Annotated in this window: 23 protein-coding genes; 6 read left to right on the top strand and 17 right to left on the bottom strand. The window is 63.2% G+C overall.

Going from position 1 to position 20,788, the window contains the following annotated elements; genetic code table 11:
• Nucleotides 1-14: 14 nt before the first annotated feature.
• The 5 genes from ACYVOC_RS17005 to putA all read right to left on the bottom strand — a co-directional run bounded on the left by ACYVOC_RS17005 (nucleotide 15) and on the right by putA (nucleotide 5,849).
• The gene (locus ACYVOC_RS17005; protein WP_461162559.1) at nucleotides 15-488 is read right to left on the bottom strand and encodes a Spy/CpxP family protein refolding chaperone; all 474 of its coding nucleotides are present in this window, start codon (nucleotides 486-488) and stop codon (nucleotides 15-17) included.
• Complete coding sequence (locus ACYVOC_RS17000) at nucleotides 485-931, bottom strand: anti-sigma factor family protein (RefSeq protein ID WP_461162558.1); 447 nt, start codon at nucleotides 929-931, stop codon at nucleotides 485-487. Before ACYVOC_RS17000 ends, ACYVOC_RS17005 begins: the two co-directional genes overlap by 4 nt.
• A 14-nt stretch (nucleotides 932-945) precedes the next feature.
• Nucleotides 946-1,500, bottom strand: a complete 555-nt coding sequence (locus tag ACYVOC_RS16995) for a sigma-70 family RNA polymerase sigma factor (RefSeq protein WP_461162557.1) — start codon at nucleotides 1,498-1,500, stop codon at nucleotides 946-948.
• Nucleotides 1,501-1,617: 117 nt separating this feature from the next.
• On the bottom strand, nucleotides 1,618-1,947 hold the full coding sequence (locus ACYVOC_RS16990) for a hypothetical protein (RefSeq protein WP_233521073.1): 330 nt from the start codon (nucleotides 1,945-1,947) through the stop codon (nucleotides 1,618-1,620).
• Nucleotides 1,948-2,084: 137 nt separating this feature from the next.
• Entirely contained in the window at nucleotides 2,085-5,849 is a 3,765-nt protein-coding gene (putA, locus tag ACYVOC_RS16985) for a trifunctional transcriptional regulator/proline dehydrogenase/L-glutamate gamma-semialdehyde dehydrogenase (RefSeq protein ID WP_461162556.1), read from the bottom strand.
• A 111-nt stretch (nucleotides 5,850-5,960) separates the two neighbouring features.
• Here putA and ACYVOC_RS16980 point away from each other — a divergent pair, with 111 nt between their 5' ends.
• The 3 genes from ACYVOC_RS16980 to rlmD all read left to right on the top strand — a co-directional run bounded on the left by ACYVOC_RS16980 (nucleotide 5,961) and on the right by rlmD (nucleotide 8,270).
• The gene (locus ACYVOC_RS16980; protein ID WP_116003295.1) at nucleotides 5,961-6,437 is read left to right on the top strand and encodes an Lrp/AsnC ligand binding domain-containing protein; all 477 of its coding nucleotides are present in this window, start codon (nucleotides 5,961-5,963) and stop codon (nucleotides 6,435-6,437) included.
• Nucleotides 6,438-6,508: 71 nt separating this feature from the next.
• Nucleotides 6,509-6,781 (top strand): hypothetical protein, encoded by a 273-nt coding sequence (locus ACYVOC_RS16975; RefSeq protein WP_116005948.1) that lies wholly within the window; start codon nucleotides 6,509-6,511, stop codon nucleotides 6,779-6,781.
• Between the two features lie 52 nt (nucleotides 6,782-6,833).
• On the top strand, nucleotides 6,834-8,270 hold the full coding sequence (gene rlmD, locus ACYVOC_RS16970) for a 23S rRNA (uracil(1939)-C(5))-methyltransferase RlmD (protein WP_461162555.1): 1,437 nt from the start codon (nucleotides 6,834-6,836) through the stop codon (nucleotides 8,268-8,270).
• Nucleotides 8,271-8,274: 4 nt separating this feature from the next.
• On the opposite strand, the gene ACYVOC_RS16965 is transcribed toward rlmD, so the two are convergent.
• Both ACYVOC_RS16965 and ACYVOC_RS16960 read right to left on the bottom strand, forming a co-directional pair.
• Nucleotides 8,275-8,628, bottom strand: coding sequence for a hypothetical protein (locus ACYVOC_RS16965; RefSeq protein ID WP_461162554.1), 354 nt, complete (start codon nucleotides 8,626-8,628; stop codon nucleotides 8,275-8,277).
• A gap of 107 nt (nucleotides 8,629-8,735) precedes the next feature.
• Nucleotides 8,736-9,434: a Bax inhibitor-1/YccA family protein gene (locus tag ACYVOC_RS16960; protein WP_116003298.1), complete on the bottom strand. Its 699-nt coding sequence runs from the start codon at nucleotides 9,432-9,434 to the stop codon at nucleotides 8,736-8,738.
• Nucleotides 9,435-9,647: 213 nt separating this feature from the next.
• Between ACYVOC_RS16960 and ACYVOC_RS16955 the strand changes: the two genes are divergently transcribed.
• On the top strand, nucleotides 9,648-10,055 hold the full coding sequence (locus ACYVOC_RS16955; RefSeq protein ID WP_116003300.1) for a GlcG/HbpS family heme-binding protein: 408 nt from the start codon (nucleotides 9,648-9,650) through the stop codon (nucleotides 10,053-10,055).
• A 243-nt stretch (nucleotides 10,056-10,298) separates the two neighbouring features.
• On the opposite strand, the gene hemP is transcribed toward ACYVOC_RS16955, so the two are convergent.
• From hemP to fnr, 10 genes are all read right to left on the bottom strand, one after another.
• Nucleotides 10,299-10,505 (bottom strand): hemin uptake protein HemP, encoded by a 207-nt coding sequence (gene hemP / locus ACYVOC_RS16950; protein WP_116003301.1) that lies wholly within the window; start codon nucleotides 10,503-10,505, stop codon nucleotides 10,299-10,301.
• Nucleotides 10,506-10,582: 77 nt separating this feature from the next.
• Nucleotides 10,583-10,993, bottom strand: coding sequence for an ExbD/TolR family protein (locus ACYVOC_RS16945; RefSeq protein WP_461162553.1), 411 nt, complete (start codon nucleotides 10,991-10,993; stop codon nucleotides 10,583-10,585).
• Nucleotides 10,994-10,995: 2 nt separating this feature from the next.
• Nucleotides 10,996-11,715 carry a MotA/TolQ/ExbB proton channel family protein gene (locus ACYVOC_RS16940; protein ID WP_116003303.1) on the bottom strand — a complete coding sequence of 240 codons (720 nt, stop codon included), beginning with the start codon at nucleotides 11,713-11,715 and terminating at the stop codon, nucleotides 10,996-10,998.
• Nucleotides 11,716-11,730: 15 nt separating this feature from the next.
• A complete protein-coding gene (locus ACYVOC_RS16935; RefSeq protein ID WP_116003304.1) occupies nucleotides 11,731-12,417 on the bottom strand; it encodes an energy transducer TonB in 687 nt (228 codons plus the stop codon).
• 140 nt (nucleotides 12,418-12,557) lie between these two features.
• Nucleotides 12,558-12,785: a (2Fe-2S)-binding protein gene (locus ACYVOC_RS16930; RefSeq protein ID WP_116003305.1), complete on the bottom strand. Its 228-nt coding sequence runs from the start codon at nucleotides 12,783-12,785 to the stop codon at nucleotides 12,558-12,560.
• Between the two features lie 92 nt (nucleotides 12,786-12,877).
• The gene (locus tag ACYVOC_RS16925) at nucleotides 12,878-13,999 is read right to left on the bottom strand and encodes an alpha-hydroxy acid oxidase (RefSeq protein WP_116003306.1); all 1,122 of its coding nucleotides are present in this window, start codon (nucleotides 13,997-13,999) and stop codon (nucleotides 12,878-12,880) included.
• Nucleotides 14,000-14,049: 50 nt separating this feature from the next.
• Nucleotides 14,050-14,739 carry a Fe2+-dependent dioxygenase gene (locus tag ACYVOC_RS16920; protein ID WP_461162552.1) on the bottom strand — a complete coding sequence of 230 codons (690 nt, stop codon included), beginning with the start codon at nucleotides 14,737-14,739 and terminating at the stop codon, nucleotides 14,050-14,052.
• A 26-nt stretch (nucleotides 14,740-14,765) separates the two neighbouring features.
• A complete protein-coding gene (locus tag ACYVOC_RS16915) occupies nucleotides 14,766-16,997 on the bottom strand; it encodes a TonB-dependent receptor (RefSeq protein WP_461162551.1) in 2,232 nt (743 codons plus the stop codon).
• 225 nt (nucleotides 16,998-17,222) lie between these two features.
• Nucleotides 17,223-17,540, bottom strand: coding sequence for an SWIB/MDM2 domain-containing protein (locus ACYVOC_RS16910; RefSeq protein ID WP_116005950.1), 318 nt, complete (start codon nucleotides 17,538-17,540; stop codon nucleotides 17,223-17,225).
• A gap of 163 nt (nucleotides 17,541-17,703) precedes the next feature.
• On the bottom strand, nucleotides 17,704-18,426 hold the full coding sequence (gene fnr / locus ACYVOC_RS16905) for a fumarate/nitrate reduction transcriptional regulator Fnr (protein WP_116003308.1): 723 nt from the start codon (nucleotides 18,424-18,426) through the stop codon (nucleotides 17,704-17,706).
• 220 nt (nucleotides 18,427-18,646) lie between these two features.
• Here fnr and hemN point away from each other — a divergent pair, with 220 nt between their 5' ends.
• Entirely contained in the window at nucleotides 18,647-20,029 is a 1,383-nt protein-coding gene (gene hemN / locus ACYVOC_RS16900) for an oxygen-independent coproporphyrinogen III oxidase (RefSeq protein WP_116003309.1), read from the top strand.
• 5 nt (nucleotides 20,030-20,034) lie between these two features.
• Complete coding sequence (locus ACYVOC_RS16895; protein WP_116003310.1) at nucleotides 20,035-20,763, top strand: sulfite exporter TauE/SafE family protein; 729 nt, start codon at nucleotides 20,035-20,037, stop codon at nucleotides 20,761-20,763.
• The last annotated feature ends 25 nt before the right edge of the window (nucleotides 20,764-20,788 follow it).

Raw genomic sequence — 20,788 nt, 5'->3', positions numbered from 1 at the left:
GCAGGACCGCCGCTTCAGTCCCGGTGCAGCTGTTCTTCCTCCGTGCTTTCCTGGGCGTAGCGGTTGAGCAGTAACTCCATCAGGCGCGTGCGCTGGTGTTCGTCCAGCAGGGCGCGTTCAGCCAGCAGCTGCGCGATGACATGTTGCTGCTGGGCACCCTGCAGGCGAGCGATGGCAGCCTGCTCTGCGTCGATGGCGGTACGGTCGGGTGTGGCGGCAAAGATATGCCGGACCAGCGCCTCGCGGTGCTGGCGGATGGCCTGCCAGTTGGCCGCCAGTGCCTGCAGAAAGTCTGGCTCCAGTGCCTGCCAGCGCGCGCGCTGCTCGGCGTTCAGCGCCAGGTGGTCCTGCAGGTTCAGGGGTGCTGGATGCGCCGGGTCGGTCTGCGGCCGGGGCCTGGATGATTGCCAGAGCAGGGCGCCAGCGATGCCCAGATTGAGCGACAGGGAGATGGCCAGCAGAGAGCGGGTCCAGTGGTTGCGGTTCATGGCATTCCTTTCGTCAGGCGGCACAGTTCAGCGGCGGCGCACAGCCCGCCTGGCGGCACCGGATCGAACACCCGCGCCATGGTGGCCGGGCGTGTGCTGGCGGCCCCGCCGCCAAGCAGCAGGCCGCCCATCCAGACGCCCGAGGCCAGCGCCATGCCGGCTGCAAGGCCCGCCGGTAGCCAGCCGCCCCAGTCGCCCAGCCAGTGCCGGGTCGGTGGGTGTTGTGGCCTGGGGCGCAGGCGGCCTTCCAGGCGGGAGGCGAGGTCAAAGCCCAGCGTGGGCGACGGCAGCGCGCGCAGTGCGTGTTGCAGTGACGTCAGTTCGCCAAGCCGGTGCTGGCACGCAGGGCAGCCCTGCAGGTGCTGCTGGAGCTGCGCGTGATCGCGCGGTGTGAGCATGTGGTCGGCGTAGGCGGACAGTTCTTCGGTTCCGGGGCAAGTCATGGCATTTCCTCCTGTCAGCGCGGCATTTTTTCCAGCAGTCCGGCGCGGGCCCGGGCGATGCGTGATTTCACGGTGCCCAGGCCGATGTCCAGCACGGCCGCGATATCTTCATAGGACATGTCTTCGATCTCCCGCAGCAGCAGGATTTCCCGGTGCTCGGTGGGCAGGCGTGCCAGTGCCCGCTCCAGCGCATGAAAGCGCTGCCGGGTTTCCAGCGCCGCATCGGGCGCGGGGGCCGGGTCGGGCAGGGAGGCCTCGTCGTCGTCTTCCAGCGCCACGAATTCGACCCGCTTGCCGCGCCGCAGCCAGTCAAAGGCCTGGTTGCGCGCGATCTGGAACAGCCAGGTCGTGAAGCGCGCCTCGGGGCGCCAGCGCTCCAGCGCTTCGTAGGCGTGGAGGAAGGTTTCCTGGGTCAGCTCCAGAGCGTCGTCCTGGGAGCGCGTGAGCCGCACCAGGAACCGGTAGATGCGGTCCTGATAGCGCCCCACCAGCTCCGAGAACGCTGCGCGGTCGCCCCGCTGTGCGTGGGCGATGCAGTCGTCGTCATCGAGATGGCGAAAGGATCTCATGGTGCTTGCCAGTGTCAACGAACGGGACGCGCAAAAGTTCCATATTTTTGCGCGCAGCCGGGGTCATGAGACTACTGTGTACAGGCCGCCTCGCCCATGTGTCCCGGCCGTGTGGGTCTAGCCCAGGTTACCAACAGGAATCTGGCGGGCGCGCTGGGCAGCGGCTGCCTCGGTCCGAACCACCTCGCGATTGGTCCGGGAAGGGGTATCCATGCTTGGCGGGGCGGATTCGTTCTTGAAATGGGGTGCTGCCATCCGGGCTTCGGCCCGTACTGCGACCCTGTCGCGGTAGGGCGTGAAGCGTGCTTCGAAATCCAGGCCGTAGAGGTCACCCTGTGACGCAGCCGAGTGCCGGTCCATGGCATCCGGGCTGTGCGGGGGGGCGGCAAACGAAACCATTGGTGCCGCGATGGCGAGGGTCCAGATAAGGAAGCGGGGAGATCGCATGGTAATTTCCAAGAGTTGAAGGATGGGGACCGACGTAGGCCGGCCCTTGTCTGATTCAACGGTCGGCCACTGGAGTTGTTCCCACTATTTTTTTCTGCATGCGACCACCCGGACTGTTTTGTCTGTTGGGCGGGGGATCAGCCGATGGTCATCAGGCTGGCATTGCCGCCGGCCGCCGCCGTGTTCACGCTGAGTGAGCGTTCCAGCACCAGACGCTCCAGCGGCACCTCCGTTCCGCCTGCGGGCTGAGCGGTCACACCCACGATGGGGCCGGGGCGCATGGCGATGGTGCGGCAGGCGGAGCGTAGCGCATCGCTGTCGCCGTGGTGCAGCACGGCATCAAACCACACGCCGTCGGCCTGCCACTGCGCCACCAGTGCCACGCGCTCCTGCAGCGCGGCGGGCAGGCGGGCATGCAGGTCGGTGTGCTGCACCGGCCACAGGGCCTGGCCGCCGGTGGCGAGCACGCAGGCCAGCTGGGTCAGCAGATCGCCATCCTGGCTCGCCAGGCACAGCACGCGCTCGCGGGGCAGGATCTGGTAGCTGTTGGTCTCGCCGGTGGGGCCGGGCAGGGTGCGCAGCACCCCGCTGGGCGTGGTGGCGGCCAGGTGCTGGCAGGTGTGTTCCAGCGCTGTGTTCTTGTGGCTGCGTGCCCAGTCTTCCAGTAGCTGCAGGTTGGCGAGCAGGGGCTGGCGCTGCGCTTCGTTGCGCGGCCTCGCTGCGTCGTCTTGTGCCAATGTGGTGGCCAGTGCATCGGCGGGGTGGCGGGACAGCATGCGCAGAAGGTACATGGGGCCGCCCGCCTTGGGTCCTGTGCCTGAAAGACCTTCGCCGCCAAACGGCTGCACACCCACCACGGCGCCCACCATGTTGCGGTTTACATAAACGTTGCCTGCGCGGGCCTGGTCCACCACCTGGGCGATGGTTTCGTCGATGCGCGTGTGCACACCCAGTGTCAGGCCGTAGCCGGTGGCGTTGATCTGTTGCAGCAGGCGCGGCAGATCTTTGCGGGCGTAGCGCACCAGGTGCAGGACGGGACCGAACACTTCGCGTTCAAGTTCGGCGATGCTGCTGATCTCGATCAGTGTCGGCGGTACAAAAGTGCCGTTTTCCGTCACGAACGTTGTGCGGGCCTGGTGCTGGAACACACGATGGCCCTTGTCCCGCAGCGCATCAATGTGCGCCAGGATGCCGCTGCGCGCCTGCGCGTCAATGACAGGGCCTACGTCGACCTTCAGGGCGTCGGGGTTGCCCAGGCGCAGCTCGCCCATGGCGCCTTGCAGCATGGCCACTACCCGATCGGCAGCGTCCTCTTGCACGCACAGCACGCGCAATGCGGAGCAGCGCTGGCCTGCGCTGTCAAAAGCGGAAGCCACGGCATCGCCCACCACCTGCTCCACCAGGGCCGAGGAATCGACAATCATGGCGTTCTGGCCGCCCGTTTCGGCAATCAGCACCACGGGGTTGCCTGCGGTATCGAGCCGGCCCGCAATGCTGCGCTGCAAAATGCGCGCCACCTCGGTTGAACCGGTGAACACCACACCCATGATGCGATCGTCACCCACCAGGCGTGCGCCTACCGTCTCGCCCTGGCCGGGCAGCAGTTGCACGGCGGCACGGGGAATGCCGGCCTGCCACAGGGTGCGTATTGCCTGGGCCGCAATTAAAGGCGTCTGTTCTGCCGGTTTGGCCAGCACCGTGTTGCCTGCGGCCAGCGCTGCAGCTACCTGGCCCATGAAGATGGCTAACGGGAAATTCCAGGGGCTGATGCAGGCCACGGGGCCCAGTGGGATGTGGGTCGTATTGTCAAAGCTGTGCTGCACCCGGGCGCCGTAGTAGCGCAGGAAGTCCACCGCTTCGCGTACTTCGGCAATGGCGTTGGTGCAGGTCTTTCCGGCCTCGCGCATCAGCAGGCCCAGCAGTGCTGGCGTTTGCTGCTCCAGCAAGTCTGCCGCGCGTGCCAGGGTGGCCGCGCGCTCTGCGGGCGGCGTGGCGGCCCATTGCGGTGCGGCTTGGTGGGCCCAGGCCACGGCATGGTCCACATCGCTTTCGGTAGCCTCGCACACTTGGCCCACCACGTCGCGGTGGTCGGCCGGGTTACGCACCGGCACGGCAAGGGCGGGCGCTACGTCTTGCGCCAGCAGAGGGCCTGCCTGCCAGGGCTGGCGGGCACTGTCTTGCAGGGCGGGGGCCAGGCGGGCAAGTTCGTGTTCACTGGACAGGTCCAGCCCTCGGGAATTGGGGCGTTCAGTGCCGTAGAGCTGCGGGGGTAGTGGAATACGTGGGTGGGGCAGGCCTGAAGCGCCTTCTGCTGCAGCCGCTTGCTGTACTGTCACGACGGGGTTGCGCACCAGTTCGTCCAATGCGATGGAATGATCCGCAATGCGGTTCACGAACGACGTGTTGGCGCCGTTTTCCAGCAAGCGGCGCACCAGATAGGCGAGCAGAGTTTCGTGCGTGCCCACGGGCGCGTAAATGCGGCAGGGGCGCCCGAGTTTGCCGACCGTGACGGCGCCTACCACCTGCTCGTACAGCGGTTCGCCCATGCCGTGCAGGCACTGGAACTCATACTGGCCGGCATAGTAGTTGTTGCCGGCCAGGTGGTAGATGGCGGCCAGCGTCTGCGCATTGTGCGTGGCAAATTGCGGGTAAATGGCCTCAGGCGCGGCCAGCAGCTTGCGCGCGCAGGCAAGGTAAGACACATCGGTGTGCGTCTTGCGCGTGTAGACCGGGTAGTCGTCCAGGCCATCGACCTGGGCGCGCTTGATCTCACTGTCCCAGTACGCACCCTTGACCAGCCGAACCATCAGGCGCCGTTGTGTGCGCCGGGCCAGGTCGATCACAAAATCGATCACGCGCGGGCAGCGCTTCTGGTAGGCCTGGATGACGAAGCCGATGCCGTTCCAGCCCTGCAGGCTGGGGGCATGGCACAGGCGTTCGAGTAGATCGAGCGAAATGTCGAGCCGGTCGGCTTCTTCGGCATCGATATTCAAGCCGATGTCGTACTGGCGCGCCAGTTCGGTCAGACGCAGCACGCGCGGGTAGAGCTCATTCATCACGCGCTCCCACTGTGCGCGGCTGTAGCGCGGGTGCAAAGCCGAGAGCTTGATCGAGATGCCGGGGCCTTCATAAATGCCCCGACCGTTGGACGCCTTGCCGATGGCGTGGATGGCCTGCTCATACGAGGCGTAATAGCGCAGCGCATCCTCGCTGGTGAGTGCGGCCTCGCCCAGCATGTCGTAGGAATAGCGGAAACCTTCGCTCTCCATCTTGCGCGCATTGGCCAGTGCTCCGCCAATGGTCTCGCCCGTGACGAACTGCTCGCCCATCATGCGCATGGCCATGTCGACGCCCTTGCGGATCAGCGGCTCGCCGCCCTTGGCCGTCAGGCGGCCGAGCGAGGCCGACAGGCTGCCCTCGTTGTGCGTGGAGACCAGCTTGCCGGTCAGTAGCAAGCCCCAGGTGGCGGCGTTGACGAACAGCGAGGGGCTTTTGCCCAGGTGCTGCTCCCATTGGCCGTTGCTGATCTTGTCGCGGATCAGCGCATCGCGCGTGGCCTTGTCCGGAATGCGCAGCAACGCTTCGGCCAGGCACATCAGCGCAACGCCCTCGTGCGACGACAGGGCAAATTCCTGCAATAGCCCCTGCACGATGCCTGCCCGGCCTGCCGAGCTTTTGCGCTGGCGCAGTGTGCCGGCAATGCGCAAGGCCAGTGCCTGGGCGGCGGCGTCCAGGTCTGGCGGCAGTTGAGCTTGCTCCAGCAAAGGGGCCAGTGCCTCGGGCTCTGGCGTGCGGTAGGCCGCTGTAATGGCCTCGCGCAACGGACCTTGATCTGCAGGGCGTGGAGCAAAGGCGGCGAAGGGCAGGGCAGGGGCGGCAGGCGCGTGGAGGGGCTGGTTCATGGCGATGGTTTCGTGCAAGAAGAGAGTGATCCCGATACAGCGAGATCATCATCGGTGGAGCGCAAAATTAATGGTCAAATATCGCCGAACAAACAAAACAATTCACTATTCATGAGCGACTTTGGAGCCGATCTGGACCGTATCGACCGAAAAATTCTTGCAATCCTGCAGGATGACGGGCGCATCGCCAACCTCAAGCTGGCTGAAAGCGTGGCCTTGTCGCCCACCGCCGTGCTCGCCCGAGTGCAGCGGCTCACACGCGACGGCTTCATCGTGGGCTATGAAGCACGGCTCAACCCGCTCAAGCTGGGTGCTGGCATGCTGGTGTTTGTCGAGGTTTTGCTCGACCGCACCACGCCCAATGTGTTCGACCAGTTCAAGGCCGCGGTGCAGGTGCGCCCCGAAATCATGGAGTGCCACATGGTCGCTGGGGGCTTTGATTACCTGCTCAAAACCCGTACCGCCGACATGAATGCCTACCGCGAGTTTGCCGGTGCCGTTTTGTGGCAATTGCCGGGGGTGCGCGAGACACGCACCTATGCCGTGATGGAAGAGGTCAAGCACAGCACCCGTCTGCCACTGGACTGAATCCATGCTTTTGAACAGCGGTGCCTGCCTGCATAATGGCCCGCAAAGAACCCCAGAGAAGGAGAAACCCAATGCGCATGCTCTCTATGGCCGCCGCTGTCCTGGCGGCTGGCCTGTTCAGCCAAGGCGCCTTTGCCGCCTGCTATGTTGTGTATGGCCCTGACAAAAGCGTGGTGTACCGCGCGCCCGAGCCACCGGTGGATTTGTCCCGTCCCCTGCACGAGACCTTGGCCGAGGTGCTTCCTGGCGGCACTCTGGTGTTTTCGCTCGAAGACTATGGATGCGATGTGGAAGTGCACAAGCTGCCCGTGGCGCGACAGGCCGGGCAGGAAAAATCCCGCTGAGCCCGACTTGGGGTCGGCGGCGGCCGCGCTGAGGCTCTGAGACAATCGGAGCATGAGTGAACCGACAGAAAAACAGCCCTCCCCCACGCCCGATTGGCTGGAGATTGAATCCCTGGACCTTGAAGCCCAGGGCGTGGCCCACAAGAGTGATGGCAAGGTGGTCTTCGTGGAAGGAGCCTTGCCGTTCGAGCGGGTAAGTGCCAGCACCTACCGCAAGAAGAACAACTGGGAACAGGCCCACCTGACAGCGATTCACCACGAATCGCCGCAGCGCGTGCGGCCGGGCTGCCCGCATTTCGGCCTGCATTCTGGCGCCTGCGGCGGCTGCAAGATGCAACACCTGCATGTGGGCGCCCAGGTGGCCGTCAAACAGCGGGTGCTGGAAGACAACCTGTGGCACCTGGGCAAGGTCAAGCCTGAAATGCTGCTGCGCCCCATCGAGGGGCCCACCTGGGGTTACCGCTACCGGGCGCGCTTGTCGGTGCGCTACGTGATCAAAAAAGGGATCGTGCTGGTGGGTTTTCACGAGCGTAAGAGCCGCTATGTGGCCGACATGGAAGTTTGCCCGGTGCTGCCGCCGCATGTCAGTGCCCTGCTCATGCCGCTGCGCGCACTCATCACTTCGCTCGATGCGCGTGACACCTGCCCGCAAATCGAACTGGCCTGTGGCGACACCGTGACGGCGCTGGTGCTACGCCACATGGAGCCGCTGAGCGGCGAGGACCTGGTGCGCCTGCGCAGTTTTGCTGCCGAGCAGAACGTGCAATGGTGGTTGCAGTCCAAAGGGCCCGATACCGTGCGCCTGCTCGATGAAGGCGGCGAGCAACTGGCCTATGCGCTGCCCGAGTTCGGTATCACCATGCCGTTCAAGCCCACCGATTTCACCCAGGTCAACCCGCATATCAACCGCGTTCTGGTCTCGCGCGCCCTGCGCCTGCTCGATGTGCAGCCGCACGAGCGCGTGATCGACTGGTTCTGCGGTTTGGGCAACTTCACCTTGCCTTTGGCCACCCAGGCCCGCGAGGTGCTGGGCATCGAGGGCAGTGAGACTCTGGTGGCGCGGTCCCGCGAGAATTATGATAGAAATTCGGCCCTAAGGCAGGAAGGTAATGCGCTGGCAGCTACTAATTTTGTAGCGCGCAATCTGTTTGAAATGACACCTGAAATGCTGGTGCAGGATGGGGTGGCTGACAAATGGCTGGTTGATCCTCCGCGCGATGGCGCTTTTGCGCTGGCCCAGGCCCTGGCCGCCATCGAGCAGGCACGCCGCGGAGTCGAGGGTGCTGCGCCGCTGCCTGCGGGGGCTGAACACTGGACACCTCCGAAGCGTATCGTCTATGTGAGTTGCAACCCCGCCACGCTGGCGCGCGATGCCGGGTTGCTGGTGCATCTGGCGGGTTACCGCTGCACGGCAGCGGGCATGGTCAACATGTTTCCGCACACGGCCCATGTGGAGAGCATGGCGGTGTTCGAGCGGGATGCCGACTGAGCGGTCAGGATTTTTTCTCTGCAGGTTCCGTTTCGATGTCGCTCGCAGGTTTCGCGGCGCCGGGTGCCTTGCCCATGACCGAGGGCGAGCCCTCGATCTTGTTTTCGCGCATGTACAGATCCATGTCTTTCCAGCCGTTGAAGACCGCGGCCTTGCTGGCTTTGGGGTTGAGCGCGTAGCAGTCCTCCAGGCCGCGCAGCGCGTGGCGGCAGGCGCCGCCGATGGCCTTGGCCTCCTCCTCGCGTTGAGCGATGCGGGGGTCGGGGCCCAGCCCGGGAATATCACAGCCCGAGAGCAGTGACACCAGGGTTGCGGCCAGAAGAATGCGGCGGGACATGGCAGATTTTTGAGGGAACATCTTTCTCCATTATCGGCAACCCGGCGCCAGGGTTGAGGCATGCTGCGGGTATATGCCCAGCAAAAAGGCTCCCGAGGGAGCCTTTGCGAGGATGGTTGGGTGCGGTATCAGTCGCGCTCGCCGCCCATGATGCCCAGCAGAGCGAGCAGGCTCTGGAACACGTTGAACAGGTCCAGGTACAGGGCCAGCGTGGCGCTGATGTAGTTGGTCTCGCCACCGTCCAGGATGCGCTTGAGGTCGTACAGCATGTAGGCGCTGAAAATACCAATGGCCGCCACCGAGATGGCCATCATGCCGGCCGACGAGCCCACAAACACGTTGACCATCGCGCCCACCATGAGCACCAGGGCGCCCACGAACAGCCATTTGCCCATGCCCGAGAGGTCACGCTTGATGACGCTGGCCAGGCTGGCCATCACGAAGAACACACCGGCCGTGCCGGCAAACGCCGTCATGATGAGCTCGGTGCCATTCGAGAATCCCAGCACCATGCCGATCAGGCGCGACAGCATCAAGCCCATGAAGAAGGTGAAGCCCAGCAGCACGGGGACACCGGCGGCAGAGTTCTTGGTTTTCTCGATGGCGAACATGAAGCCGAAGGCGCCGCCCATGAAGACGATCAAGCCCACGCCGCCGCGCAGCGACTGGGTGATGCCCGTGGCCACGCCCAGCCAGGCCCCCAGCACGGTGGGCAGCAGGCTCAGCGCCAGCAGCCAGTAGGTATTGCGCATCACCTTGTGGCGCTGCTCCTGCGAAATGCCGTAGCCATAGTCCGCAGAGGGGAGGGTGGTGACCCGATCGTTCATCGTTTCTCTCCTGAGTGACCTGCACAGCGCAGGCCGCATGATTGTAGATGGTGATGCATACAGCCATTTGCAATGGCGGGCACTACCTCGTTTTGGGTCAGGATTCTTTTGCCCTGCAAGCCAATGACGGATGTGTGACCCCGCGCTATCCTTTCGGTTCCATCACCCAGGCCCACGGGCCACTGAACAACGGCCCACAAGGCCGCATACCGCATGAAGACCACCTTTGAACTTGAACTGGCCGACGTCAAGAAGATTGCCGCCGCTGCCGAAGCCGAAGCCCTGAAAAACCAGTGGGCCGTAACCATTGCCATCGTCGATGCCGGCGGCCACCTGCTCTCACTGCAGCGGCTGGACGGCGCGGCGGCCATTTCTGCCCACATCGCGCCTTCCAAGGCCCGCACGGCAGCCCTGGGGCGCCGCGAGAGCAAGGTGTATGAAGACATCGTCAATGGCGGGCGCACATCGTTCCTGAGCGCTCCAACGATCGATGGTTTGCTGGAAGGTGGCGTGCCGATCCTCAAGGACGGGCAGTGCCTGGGCGCCGTGGGCGTGAGCGGCGTCAAATCGACTGAAGACGCTCAGATTGCCAAGGCCGGGATTGCTGCGCTCGGGTTGTAATCGATATTTTGCTATGGAATAAAGAGCTGCTAGCGCTTAATGGAAGGGCGTTACAGCCACTTTTCATTAAAAAACCGGCCAATGGCCGGTTTTTTGCTGGATCGGTGGAAAAAAAGCCTGGCTACGCGGGAGTACCGTTGGCTGGCAAAAACGACTCTCACGGACTGGACTGTCAGTCCGGGAGTCGCCCCACGATGATCGTTGCACCCTGCACGCGGGTTGCTGTGGCAGGCGCGCTGAAATTCATTTGGTCAGAATCAGCTTGCCCAGGCGCGTGGCCTGCAAGCGGTAGAGAGCGCCGTTGTGGTGGATGGTGACTGCCTTCTGGCCTTGCAGCAGGGCGTGGCTTTCTACCGCTGGCAGATGGTCTTCACGGGGCACTGCGGCAGGGGAGGCTGCGGGCGGGGTCTGGCTGAACAGGACGGGAAGGTGCAGGGTGGTGGCGTGCATGGAACAAGAAGCTGTGCTGTGCGATGCAAGTAATGATAACCATTCTCAACAAACTGTCCAGCACATTTTGAAGTTTTTTATTCTTGGGGATCGGTCACGAAACCAATCTTGCGCACGCCCGCGCGCTGGGCGGCGGCCAGAGCCTGGGCCACGCGTTCATAACGCACTTCGCGGTCGCCGCGGATGTGCAGGTCGGGCTGCGGCTCGCGGGCACCTTCGGCTTGCAGGCGGGTGGCCAGTTCGGCATCGTCAATGGTCTGGCCGTTCCAGTAGTAGGTGCCATCGGCCGCTACGCTCAAGCGCACCGTCTCGGGCTTGAGTTCTTCGGCCGTGTTGGCTGCGCGTGGAAGATCGACATTCACCGAATGCTTCATCACCGGTACGGTGATGATGAAGATGATGAGCAGCACCAGCATGACGTCCACCAGCGGCGTCATGTTGATCTCGTTCATCACCTCGTCGGCTTCGTCCTGGGTACCAAAGGCCATGGTCAGGCGCCTTTCTTGAGCGGGCGCACGTTGCCGCTGTCGCCCTGGGCATTCACCCGGGCGCCGGTCACAAAGTAGGCGTGCAGGTCATGGGCAAAGCTGTTGAGGCGCATGAGGATGTGCTTGTTTCCGCGCACCAGGGCGTTGTAGCCCAGCACGGCTGGAATGGCCACCGCCAGGCCCAGCGCCGTCATGATCAGGGCCTCGCCAATGGGGCCTGCCACCTTGTCGATGGTGGATTGGCCCGAGGTGCCAATGGCCAGCAGCGCGTGGTAGATGCCCCAGACCGTGCCGAACAAGCCGACGAAAGGCGCCGTGGAGCCGACCGAGGCGAGGATCGCCAGGCCCGATTGCAGGCGGGCGGTAAAACCGTCGATGCAGTTGCGCAGGCTGCCCGTAATCCAGTCGCTGATGTCCAGGCTCTCATGCAACTGGCCCTTGGTGTTGCGGTGGTGCGCCGTGGCTTCGCGCCCTTCCATGGCGAGCTGGCGGAAGGGGTTGGAGGGGTCGCTGCCCAGCCGGGTCAGCCCGGCGGCAAAGTCTTCGCTGTGCCAGAAGGTTTGCACCGCGCTGGCGTGCTTCTTGTATTTGACGATGTCCAGCGCCTTTACCAGGATGACGATCCACGAGGCCAGTGACATGCCCAGCAGCAGCACGGCGACAGCCCGGGTGACGAAGTCGCCCTGGGTCCAGACGTTGGCAAGGCCGAATTGCGATTCCATGAGAACTCCTGAAAATTATTCGAGAACAAAATTGATGGGCACCTGGTACCACATGGCTTCGGCCACGCCGTTGCGCTTGCCGGGCACGAAGCGCCAGCGCCTGACGGTGTCCTGGGCCTGGCGGTCGAGGCGGTCGAAACCGCTGGATTTCTGGACCTCCACCTTTTGCGGCAGACCATCGGTACCAATGAGTACGCGCAGCATGACCTTGCCCTGTTCGCCCATGCGTTTGCTGATGGCCGGGTAGCTGGGCGCCGGGTTCTGCAGGTAGGCGGCGTTGCTCGATGGCAGTTCGATGCGCGCGGGGGCCGGTGGGGCAGGGGGCGCCGGTGGTGCCGCCACTTCCACAGGCGCCTCGATGGGCGGCGCGGGTGGCTGTGGTGTCGTCACGCCCAGGGGGGCGTTGGGCGCAGGCGTGGGGTCGGGCACCGCCATGGGCATGGGGGCTGGGCGGGGCTTTTGAATTTTGGGCGCGGGCTGCACCGGCGGGGGCGCGGGGGGCGGGGGCGGTGCCACCTTGGGCGCGGGCGGGGTGATGAACTCGCTCAACAACTCGACGGGAACGACCACTTCCACGGCGCGGCGCAGCAGGCCGGTTTGCAGGGCCCACAGGCCAGCCACATGCAGCAATACCACGCCGATGGCGATGACAGCGGTGCGACTCAGCCCTCCGGGTTGCTCGAATCGATCGTAGGTTGACATAAAAATGAATAGCAGTCAGCGCAGTACAGGCCTGCACCACGGCAGAAAATGAGCGCTTTTTAACGGCGCAAAATCCAGCCCAGGGAACCCACTACCAGCAGCAGGCAGATCAGCAGTGTAGTGAAAAGCTCCATGGCGGCTCAACCTGCACAGGCGCAGGTTGACGGTGTGCATGCGGCTGTATTGTGCAATGCAGCAACCGGGTGGCTGCTTTGGCACTGGGCCACCACATCGCGTGCGCAGCCTTCGCACTGGCCGCACTGGGTGGCCACGCCCAGTTCAAACTGGATTTCGTCAAAGCCCATGCCCGCACGAACGTGGCGAGCGATTTCACGGTCAGAGACCCGGCGGCAGACACAGACGATCATGGCAGTCAGTGGTGGATGAAGTGATGAAATTATAAATGCGAATCCATCGCATTAGCAATATGTGTGAATCTTTGGGGTGGATAAAACACAGGTTATTCGAGCAGGGCGCGGCTGGCATGCGCGGGCGTGGCGCAGCCGGTCAGGGCCATGGCCATTTCCAGTTCGTCGCAGAGCAGGCGCAACACATGGGCGACACCGGTGGCGCCGGCGGTGGCCAACCCGTAGATGGCGGGGCGGCCCAGCAGCACGGCCGTTGCGCCCAGTGCCAGGGCCTTGAGCACATCGGTGCCGCGGTGGATGCCGCCATCGACCAGCAGCGGTAGAGCGCCTTGCAGGGCATCGGCAATCCGCGCCAGTGCATGGGCCGAGGCAGGTGCCGTGTCAAGCGTACGGCCGCCGTGGTTGGAAACGATCAGACCAGCCACGCCCAGGGCGGCCGCCTGCAGCGCATCCTGGGGGTGCAGCACGCCCTTGAGCAGCACCGGCAGGCGCGTCTGTGATTGCAGCCACTGCACATCGTCCCAGGTGGGGGCGTGCTCGACGAGGCCCTGGCACAGCAGGTGGGTACCGTCCGTGGTTTGCGGCTGAGGGGGCGGCGGAGCCAGCCCGGCCAGGTTCACCGCTGCAATGCCGGGTGGCAGGTGAAAGCCTGCGCGGCGTTCGCGGTCGCGTGCACCGCTGGTGGGGGCGTCTACTGTGAGCACCAGGGCTTCGTAGCCTGCGGCCTCTGCGCGCTGCACCAGCGCGCGGGTGAAGCCCCGGTCGTGCTGCAGGTAGAGCTGAAACCACAGCGGGCCACGCGCCGGGTCGTCCAGAAAGACCTGGGCCACTTCTTCCAGCGGCGTGCTGGCCTGGGTGCTGAGCACCATGCCTGCACCCAGCGCAGCGGCCGCATAGGCGCTGGCCCGTTCTCCGTCGGGGTGGGCCAGCCGCTGGTAGGCCACCGGGGCCAACAAAATGGGGTGGGCCAGCGTGCGCCCCAGCAGGGTGGTGCGGGTGTGGCCGCCGGCAAGAGAGCGCAGTATGCGCGGCTGCAGGGTGAGCCCGTCCCAGGCGCTGCGGTTGGCGCGCAGTGTGATTTCGTCCGCAGCGCCGCCGCTGAAATAGGCCCAGGCGGGATCGTCCAGGCGCTGGCGTGCATGCTGCGCGTAGTCGGCCAGGGCCACGGTGTCTTCTGGAATAGGCTGGCGCTGCAGTGAAAAAGTTTTAGTCAAAATGGCCTCTAGGGCAATACCATCAAGCGCAAGCAGCTATTGTTTTTAAGTCAGGCATCAGCCCACATGCGCAGCAGGTTGTGGTAGGTACCCGTCAGCCCGACGACGGCGGGCGCGCTCTCGCCGATGGCGCTGCGCAGCTTGAGCAAATCCATGTCCATGTCGAACAGCAACTGGCGTTGCTCGGTCGAGCGCACCATGCTTTCGATCCAGAAAAAGCTGGCCACGCGGGCACCCCGCGTGACGGGCGTGACCTGGTGCACCGTGGAGCTGGGGTAGAGCACCATGTCGCCTGCAGGCAGCCGCACGGCGCGCTCGCCCTGCGGGTGCTGGATGAGCAGCTCGCCGCCGTCGTAGTCCTGCGGGTCGGTGAGGAACAGGGTGCAGGAAATGTCGCTGCGTACCCATTGGTCGGGTACCTTGGAGCGCAGTACGGCACCGTCCACATGGGCGCCGTAGAAGTTGCTTTCGCCGCGGTAGCGGTTGAACAGCGGGTTGAATATTTTTTTGGGCAGCGCGGCAGAAAAGAACACGGCATCGCGCTGCAATGCAGACAGCACCAGGGCGCGCAGTTGCTGCGTCTGGGTGCTGTCCTGCGCGAGTTGCTCGTTGCGCTTGTGCGCCAGGGCCTGCGCCCCTGCGCTGCTGCGTCCATCCACCCAAGGAGCATCGTCGCCGAGCAGGCTGCGGGCGGTGGCGACCTCTTGGGAGGTGAGAATATTTTTGAGATGCAGGAACATGGTGGATGCAGCAGGCAGGCAGGGACTTAGAAGCGCGTCTTGAGCACCAGTTGCACCGAGCGCGGGGCGCCAGGGGCGTAGAAGCCGCGGTACAGCGCATCGGCATAGAGCTTGTTGGTCAGGTTCTGGACGTTCAGCTTGAGGGCGGTTTTGTCATCAAAGCTGTATTCGACCATCGCATCGGCCGTGACAAAGCTGCTGGCCTCCATGGCGCGCGAGCCTTCGGGGTTTTGTGCGCCACGGTAGGTCAGGCCGCCGCCTACGCGCACTTTGGGCGTCACCGCGTAGGTGCTCCAGAGGCTGCCGCTGTGCTTGGGCGTCAGGCCCGGGCGATCGCCCTGCACCTGTGCGCCACCGCCGTTGGCGGCGAGCACCGTAGTGCTTTTGTCGATTTTTGCGCTGGGAATCCAGGTGTGGTTCCAGAAGATCTCCCACTTCGGCGAAATGCGGCCCGCCAGATTGAACTCCATGCCGGTGGCGTGGCGCTTGCCCGAGAGCAGGTAGCCAGGGTTGTCGGGGTCGGTGTTGCGCTCGTTGAATTTTTCGCTGTAGAAAGCGGCCACGCCCAGCAGGGCGCGGCGCTCGAACAGCTCCCATTTGCCGCCGATCTCAAAGTTGCGGCTTTTCTCGGGCGGTGTGTCGGCCAGTGAACCGGTATTGGCGTTCACACTGCCGAACTGGTAGGTGTCGGCCGAGGTGTTGAACGAGGAGCCGTACGACACGTAGTAAGACGCCAGTTCATCGGGTTGGAACAGCACGCCCACACGGGGGCTCCACAGGCCGTCCGAGGTTTCATCGCTCAAAGAGCCGCTCGCGTTGCGGTACGAGGCCTTGAACTGGTCGTAGCGCAGGCCGCCGACCAGTTTGATGGTCGAGTTCAGCGACATCGTGTCTTGCAGGTACAGGCCAATATTCTGTGCCTTGAAGGTGTTGTAGGCCACCGGAGCGCGCATATCGGGTGCCCAGGCTCCGTTGTTGGGCGTGCCCACGGTCGTGCCCAGGCCGTTGGTGGCCGACGAATTGCCCGCTGCGTTGGCATAGCTTGAGTTGCGGTTGGCGTCGTCGTGGTAGTAATCCACGCCGGCCAGGATGTCGTGCTTCTTGCCACCCCAATTGAACGAGTGGGTGTAGTCGCTTTGCAGCTGCGTCATCGTGCTGTCGCCGATGCGGCCTTTGGAGGTGCGCGTCAGCGGCGTGCTGGCGTTGATCTGGTCGAGAGCGGTGATGGGCGTGCCAAAGCGGATCACGCTGGCCAGCAGGTCGCGCTCATACTTGCCGTGGCGCAGGCGCGTCTGCAGCTCGCCACCGTCGCCAAAGCGGTGAATGTGGCCCAGCGTGACGTACTGCGACGAGGTGTTGAGGTGGTCGCTGGCCAGGCCGTAGTAGTTTTTTGCCGGAAGTGTGGGCACGATCTTGCCGTTGTCGTTGATCCACGGGCTGTTGTAGCTGGGGCGGCCTTTGACATCCAAGGCGTACAGGCCGATAGAAAACTCATCGCGCGTGCCGATCCCCCAGGCAAACGTCGGCGCTATGCCGCGCTTGTCCTGCTTGGCCCCGTCGTTGTCGGAGTCGTGTACCAGGGCGTTGAGGCGCAGTGCGGCGTTCTCGCCGGTCTTGAAGTTGAAGTCACCGGTGAGGCGGTTTTCCTTGCCGGTGCCCAGGGTGTACGAGACTTCGTGCTGGTCGATCAGCAAAGGCGCCTTGTTGACCTGGTTGACCACGCCGCCGGTCGAGCCCTTGCCAAACAACATGGAGGCCGAGCCCTTGAGCACTTCGACGCGGTCGAGGTTGAAGGTGTCGCGCTCGTACAGTGGCGCATCCTTCATGCCATCGGTGTAGATGTCCCCCGCCTGGCCGAGCGAGAACCCGCGCAGGCGCACGTCTTCCTCACCCGTTTCGCCGGACTGGAAGGTCACGCCCGCCGTGGTGCGCAGCACTTCGCGGAAGTCATCCTGGTTGCGGTCGTTCATCAACTTTTCGGTGAATACGGTGACCGATTGCGGGATGTCGCGGATGTCCTGATTTCCCTTGCCCACGGTGGTTTTCTTCACCCGCACGGTGTCCTTGCTCTGGATCTCCGCCGTGTCTTTCACGGTCACCGTGGACAGGGTGGCCGCGTTATCGGTGGTTTGGGCCCAACTGCCCATGGACGCTGCGAGCATCAGTGCGCCCAGCGGAATCAGGGCCTTTTCAGCGGCAGGGGAATATGCGTTGTGCAAAAGCGTTGCGGAACGCTGCTGCGTGGGTTTCTTTGCCAAAGTGGCCTCCGTTGGTTGGAAATGCAATGGACACCGCAGAAGGTGTCGCCAAGGTGGAGCGCTAGGCAGTGGCTGGCAAAGGCGTGGCTGTGCGGGTATCGCGCACAAGGATGTTAAATCAAACAATAGTCATTATCATTCGTGTTGATGTATTTTCGCCACAGGATCAGATCAAACAGACGAAAAAAAGCCGGCAAAGCCGGCTTTGGGGAGCGCAGTCGCTCGTTATTTCACGTGCTTGCCAATCAGGCCGGCCATTTCGAACATGGACACCTGGGGTTTGCCAAAGATTTCCTTGAGCTTGGCATCGGCATTGATCATGCGTTTGTTGGCGGCGTCCTGCAGGTTGTTGGCCTTGATGTAGACCCACAGCTTGCTGATGACCTCGGTGCGTGGCAGCGGTGCTGCACCCACGACAGCCGCCAGGGCGGGGCTGGGCGTCAGGGCTTTCATGAACGCGGCGTTAGGGGTGCGCTTCTTGGCGGGAGCAGCGGTCTTGGCAGCAGCGGCTGGTGTGGCCGGGGCTTTTTTTGCAGTTGCCATGTTGGGAATTTCCTTGTTGGGATGGGTCAATGCACCAGCGAAAACCTGCTTTTCCACTGGCATACGGAATGCTACTGGTAAAAAATCGGCTTTCCAAGCGGGTTCAGGGTTTTTTTGCTTCGCCATGTTGCAGCATTGCGATGGCGACGCTCTTGTGGGCGCGCTAGTGACAGGCTTGCTGGCTATTGACGATGCGTTTGAGGGCATCGGGGCTCAAAATACGCACATGGCGCTGCTTGACCTCGACAATGCCTTCTTCCACAAATTTTGAGAAAGTGCGGCTCACGGTCTCAAGTTTCAGGCCCAGGTAGCTGCCGATTTCTTCGCGCGTCATGCGCAGCACCAACTCTGACTGCGAGAACCCGCGTGCATGCAGGCGCTGCACCAGGTTGAGCAAAAAGGCGGCCAATCGCTCTTCAGCGCGCATGCTGCCCAGCAGCAACATGACGCCGTGCTCACGCACGATCTCGCGGCTCATGATTTTGTGCACGTGGTGCTGCAGGGCGTTGACTTCGCGCGACAGTTCTTCAATGCGGTCGAAGGGCATGACGCAGACTTCGGCGTCTTCGAGGGCCACTGCATCGCAGGTATGGTGGTCGTTGACGATGCCGTCCAGGCCGATGATCTCGCCGGCCATTTGAAAGCCTGTGACCTGGTCGCGCCCGTCCTCGGTCGCTACGCAGGTCTTGAAGAAGCCTGTGCGGATGGCAAACAGCGAGGTGAACTGTTCGCCATTGCGGAACAGCGTGGTGCCACGCTTGATCTTTCGCCGTACCGCCACGACATCGTCAATGCGCTTGAGTTGTTCGTCGTTCAGACCCACCGGCATGCACAATTCACGCAAATTGCAGTTCGAACACGCAACCTTGAACGCCTGGGGTGTCATGTGAACGGGTACCTGTCCGGTTTCAGACAGAGCGCCCGACGACTCGTCGGCATGGGATGCGGGGACGATGGAGATGCGGGTTGGGGCTGACATAAGTCAAATTATCACCCATTCTGCATTTTTGCCAGAACAGAGCCAGTAGCTCCAACAGGTGCTTGACCAAAATCAAGATTCGAACCGCTAATCTGGGGCACATTAGAAAAGCCAGCTAGGAACCTAAATGACTGTTGTAACCCCTGAATTGCTCACCCGGTTTGATGTATCGGGACCCCGTTACACCTCGTACCCCACCGCTGACCGCTTTGTTGATGCCTTCGGTGAGGACGAATACGTGCTGGCCCTGCAGCAGCGCAGGCAAAGCGCCGTGGGCAAGGCCTTGCCCTTGTCGGTGTACGTTCACATCCCGTTTTGCGAGTCGCTGTGCTATTACTGCGCCTGCAACAAGATCATTACCAAGCACCATGATCGTGCTGATGTGTATCTGCGCTATTTGAACCGCGAGATTGAGTTACACACGGCGCACTGCGGCGTGGGCCAGGTGGTCAGCCAGATCCACTTGGGTGGCGGCACGCCCACCTTTCTCTCCGATGAGGGGCTGCGTGACCTCATGGGCATGCTGCGCAACCATTTCACTTTGGTGCCCGGCGGTGAATATTCGATCGAGGTCGACCCCCGTACCGTGGATGCAGATCGGCTGGCCCTGCTGCACGAACTGGGATTCAACCGCCTGAGCTTCGGTGTGCAGGATTTCGACCCCGAAGTGCAGAAAGCCGTGCACCGCATCCAGCCCAAGGAACAGGTTTTTTCCCTGGTCGAGTCGGCGCGCTCCATTGGCTTTGATTCCATCAACGTCGACCTGATTTACGGCTTGCCCAAGCAAACCCCTGATTCATTCGACCGCACGCTGGCGCAGGTAGCCGAGTTGCGCCCCGACCGCATTGCGCTGTATGCCTACGCCCATTTGCCCGAGCGCTTCAAGCCGCAACGGCGCATTGTGTGGGCGGACCTGCCCATGGCATCGGCCAAGGTGTCGATGCTGTCGCGTTCGCTGGAGGCATTCAGCGCAGCGGGCTATGTTTATGTGGGCATGGACCATTTCGCACTGCCGGACGATGCGCTGGCCATCGCCAAGCGCCAGGGGCGTCTGCACCGCAACTTCCAGGGCTACAGCACGCAGCCCGACTGCGACCTGATTGCCCTGGGGGTTTCTGCAATTGGCCGCGTGGGCGCTACCTATAGCCAGAACGCCAAAACCCTGGACGACTATTACGATCGGCTCAACCAGGGCCACCTGCCGGTGGTACGCGGCCTGGCGCTGACGCGCGACGACCTGGTGCGCCGTGCCGTCATCATGGCTTTGATGTGCCAGGGAGAATTGCTTTTTGAACCCATGGAGCAATCCTGGCTGATTGATTTTCGCACTTACTTTGCCACCGAGTTGGAGCAGTTGAAGGAGATGGAGGGGCAAGGCCTTGTTGTCCTGGGTCCTGAGGGCATCGAAGTGACGGCGATGGGTTGGTACTTTGTGCGGGGCATTGCCATGGTGTTTGACCGGTATCTGCAAGCCGACAAGAACAGAGCGCGGTTTTCCCGCATCATCTAAACCCCATGTTGGCTTCCTTGGCCTCGACTGCGTTGCTCATGGGGCTCGCAGGCGGGCCTCATTGTCTTGCCATGTGCGCCGCGCCGTGCTCTGTCGTGACCGGCCAGGCGCTGCCGCAGGTGCCTGACCAGGCGACCGAACATACACTGCATTGGCTGCCCCGCCCGGGCGGTTTGGCCCGCAGACTGGTGGCATACCACAGCGGGCGATTATTAGGCTATGCGGCCGTGGGTGCGTTGGCTGCCATGGCCATGCAGAGTCTGGCGTGGATGACGCAACACACGGCAGCGTTGCGCCCGGTCTGGACGTTCATGCATGTGGCCGTGCTCGCCTGGGGCCTGATGATGGTGCTGCAGGCACGCCAGCCGGCATGGGTGGAGCAGGCTGGGCGTAGCGTGTGGAATCGTGTCCGGCCATTGGTGCAGGCGCCGGGAGGCGTGTTTGTCACCGGATTTCTATGGGCCTTGATGCCTTGCGGGCTGCTGTATTCGGCCTTGCTGGTGGCGGCCCTGAGTGGTGGCGCGTGGCAGGGAGCGCTGAGCATGGCGCTGTTTGGCGTGGGTAGCGGCTTGTGGTTGTTGGCTGGCCCGTGGCTGTGGCAGCACTTGCGTGTACGCATGAATGTCCTGCGCGCCAGTTGGGGGACCCGGTTTGCGGGTTTCTTGTTGATGGCTGTGGCCTGCTGGGCCTTGTGGATGGACCTGGTGTACCGGCCGTCGTTGATCTGTCAGTAATAGAAACCGCGTTATCTCAGCCCTT

It is taken from the genome of Simplicispira piscis, from assembly GCF_054783455.1.
Note: the sequence above shows the minus strand (reverse complement) of the source record. Positions and strands in the feature narration are given on the sequence as shown.

Coding starts and splice junctions, on each gene's coding strand:
- ACYVOC_RS17005 (WP_461162559.1), bottom strand. CDS start 488: ATGAACCGCAACCACTGGACCCGCTCTCTGCTGGCCATCTCCCTGTCG.
- ACYVOC_RS17000 (WP_461162558.1), bottom strand. CDS start 931: ATGACTTGCCCCGGAACCGAAGAACTGTCCGCCTACGCCGACCACATG.
- ACYVOC_RS16995 (WP_461162557.1), bottom strand. CDS start 1,500: ATGAGATCCTTTCGCCATCTCGATGACGACGACTGCATCGCCCACGCA.
- ACYVOC_RS16990 (WP_233521073.1), bottom strand. CDS start 1,947: ATGCGATCTCCCCGCTTCCTTATCTGGACCCTCGCCATCGCGGCACCA.
- putA (WP_461162556.1), bottom strand. CDS start 5,849: ATGAACCAGCCCCTCCACGCGCCTGCCGCCCCTGCCCTGCCCTTCGCC.
- ACYVOC_RS16980 (WP_116003295.1), top strand. CDS start 5,961: ATGAGCGACTTTGGAGCCGATCTGGACCGTATCGACCGAAAAATTCTT.
- ACYVOC_RS16975 (WP_116005948.1), top strand. CDS start 6,509: ATGCGCATGCTCTCTATGGCCGCCGCTGTCCTGGCGGCTGGCCTGTTC.
- rlmD (WP_461162555.1), top strand. CDS start 6,834: ATGAGTGAACCGACAGAAAAACAGCCCTCCCCCACGCCCGATTGGCTG.
- ACYVOC_RS16965 (WP_461162554.1), bottom strand. CDS start 8,628: ATGTTCCCTCAAAAATCTGCCATGTCCCGCCGCATTCTTCTGGCCGCA.
- ACYVOC_RS16960 (WP_116003298.1), bottom strand. CDS start 9,434: ATGAACGATCGGGTCACCACCCTCCCCTCTGCGGACTATGGCTACGGC.
- ACYVOC_RS16955 (WP_116003300.1), top strand. CDS start 9,648: ATGAAGACCACCTTTGAACTTGAACTGGCCGACGTCAAGAAGATTGCC.
- hemP (WP_116003301.1), bottom strand. CDS start 10,505: ATGCACGCCACCACCCTGCACCTTCCCGTCCTGTTCAGCCAGACCCCG.
- ACYVOC_RS16945 (WP_461162553.1), bottom strand. CDS start 10,993: ATGGCCTTTGGTACCCAGGACGAAGCCGACGAGGTGATGAACGAGATC.
- ACYVOC_RS16940 (WP_116003303.1), bottom strand. CDS start 11,715: ATGGAATCGCAATTCGGCCTTGCCAACGTCTGGACCCAGGGCGACTTC.
- ACYVOC_RS16935 (WP_116003304.1), bottom strand. CDS start 12,417: ATGTCAACCTACGATCGATTCGAGCAACCCGGAGGGCTGAGTCGCACC.
- ACYVOC_RS16930 (WP_116003305.1), bottom strand. CDS start 12,785: ATGATCGTCTGTGTCTGCCGCCGGGTCTCTGACCGTGAAATCGCTCGC.
- ACYVOC_RS16920 (WP_461162552.1), bottom strand. CDS start 14,739: ATGTTCCTGCATCTCAAAAATATTCTCACCTCCCAAGAGGTCGCCACC.
- ACYVOC_RS16910 (WP_116005950.1), bottom strand. CDS start 17,540: ATGGCAACTGCAAAAAAAGCCCCGGCCACACCAGCCGCTGCTGCCAAG.
- fnr (WP_116003308.1), bottom strand. CDS start 18,426: ATGACACCCCAGGCGTTCAAGGTTGCGTGTTCGAACTGCAATTTGCGT.
- hemN (WP_116003309.1), top strand. CDS start 18,647: ATGACTGTTGTAACCCCTGAATTGCTCACCCGGTTTGATGTATCGGGA.
- ACYVOC_RS16895 (WP_116003310.1), top strand. CDS start 20,035: ATGTTGGCTTCCTTGGCCTCGACTGCGTTGCTCATGGGGCTCGCAGGC.